Here is a 1,748-nt window from a genome sequence, read left to right on the forward strand (position 1 = left end):
GGCATTTAAAAATTCGATCATGATGTCTTTGTCTGGTTCGCTTCCAAACAAGCGTTTGAATCCGTAGTCCGTAAGCGGATCAATGTAACGGCTGTTTTTCTCTGTCATAAATTATAAGATTAGTTTAAGTGAATCTATACAGATTTGAATTTAGTAACCACATAAAAAGCACATTTATTTTTTTAAGTACTTGATTTATAGTAATATATTGTTTAAATGTTCAATATTTTGAGAGGTTGTTTGCGCTTTCTTTTTTTAGTTCCGCATATAGGTGAGCAGACCATTATCCCTGTAACTGTAATACCCTTCCGGGTAGGTTACAATATGGTCTAATAAACAAATACTGATATTATTGGCAGCTGCTATCAGATTTAGGTTATAGATCAGGTCTGTTCTGCTGGCGGTGTAGGGTGTTAATGAGTGGCTTACCAATACCATTGATAAACACTGGTGTTGTAAAGACAGCTGCAGTACATTTCTTGGATCACCAAACCCGGTAGGGGTAGTACCTAGCTTTTGCTTGTGCTTCAGCAAACTTGTATTGTCAAATAACAATATCCAACAACCTGCTGTTTTTTGATGGCCTATTACTTCTTTAATTATCCGATAAGTATGTTGCCCGTACCCAGTTTTCCATGGCTTCTACCCAGCCTTGAAAATAAGAGGATGTAACATGAATAGATGGGAGGCAACTATTATTAAGGAATTCATTTTTTAACCATATATTTAATACTCAATCGTATACCATGAAAGCAATCCTTAAAATCCATTTGGTTTTTGCCCTGATTTCGGTCTTATCTTGTAATGATGGCAAGGAAACAGATTCAGTTTCAGCTCGACCTGTTAAGGATTACAATACTGATCTGGTAAGTCGGGTTCGTTCCGATGCTGGCAGTTTAACTTATATTTTAAACGGTTATGGAAAAAGAGGTGAAAAAGAATATTTAAACGTCACTGTGAGCGGTAGCAATTTAAATTCAGAAACTTTCATATTAGTGCAAAACTGGAACAAACTGGAAGATGTTAAAAGAACTGAGGGATTGGGTTATCGAGGTGCAGAATTGAAAGGCCTAAAATTAGCAGTGATTGATGATGCCTTAGCTACCTTTGCATATAAGGATTTGGATAAGGTTTTAGACTAAGCGCTATGCAGTAAATCACCTTGAAGAATGAAAGTTGTAAACCCTTGTGCAAATTATTGTCGGGTAATTTTTTAGCCAAATTCTTTATCTTTATTACTTACCAGGTGCTGATTCGGCGATATCGCTTCAACGCCTGTTAATGGCGTATGGAAACAATAGTTGTACAAGACACAAATGCTGCTATCCTGGATGTATTAACCCAGGCACTACAAATGGAAGGTTTACAGGTTTATCCTGTTCTGCGTGAAACTGAGGATTTTCTGAACCTGATAGATCAGTGCAGGCCACATGTGGTGATGCTGGACTACCGTTTAAATGGCGAGGATGCCAAACAGATCTGCTACCGGATCAAATCGCGTTATCCGCACCTGCCAGTTATCGCTTTAAGCTGTAATTATAACATTGACAGACTTTATGGAGAGGGTGGATTTGATGATTATATCAGGAAGCCTTTTGATCTGGATTTATTGTACCGGGTGCTTCGGAAATATATTCCTGCAAAGGGAAACAGTACATGATAAAATGTAATATTTGAATTATTCAATGGCTTTTATAAAAATAAGCGATGCTGCTGTAAAAAAGGCATTGTGAATCACATGCATAAAA

4 protein-coding genes are annotated in these 1,748 nt (G+C 37.2%); 2 read left to right on the plus strand and 2 right to left on the minus strand.

All coding sequences use genetic code 11. From position 1 onward, the window contains the following. Positions 1-108: PD-(D/E)XK nuclease family transposase (locus R2Q85_RS24475; protein WP_316814438.1), on the minus strand; the 108-nt coding region annotated here is incomplete at its 3' end. A 147-nt stretch (positions 109-255) separates the two neighbouring features. Beyond that, a complete protein-coding gene (locus R2Q85_RS24480) occupies positions 256-603 on the minus strand; it encodes a JAB domain-containing protein (RefSeq protein ID WP_316814439.1) in 348 nt (115 codons plus the stop codon). Positions 604-746: 143 nt separating this feature from the next. Between R2Q85_RS24480 and R2Q85_RS24485 the strand changes: the two genes are divergently transcribed. Together R2Q85_RS24485 and R2Q85_RS24490 are read left to right on the plus strand one after the other, a co-directional pair. Further along, positions 747-1,142, plus strand: coding sequence for a hypothetical protein (locus R2Q85_RS24485; RefSeq protein WP_316814436.1), 396 nt, complete (start codon positions 747-749; stop codon positions 1,140-1,142). A gap of 146 nt (positions 1,143-1,288) precedes the next feature. Beyond that, complete coding sequence (locus R2Q85_RS24490) at positions 1,289-1,660, plus strand: response regulator transcription factor (protein WP_316814437.1); 372 nt, start codon at positions 1,289-1,291, stop codon at positions 1,658-1,660. The last annotated feature ends 88 nt before the right edge of the window (positions 1,661-1,748 follow it).

The sequence above is a fragment of the Pedobacter heparinus genome, from assembly GCF_032678725.1.
Classification (GTDB): Bacteria; Bacteroidota; Bacteroidia; order Sphingobacteriales; family Sphingobacteriaceae; genus Pedobacter; species Pedobacter heparinus_A.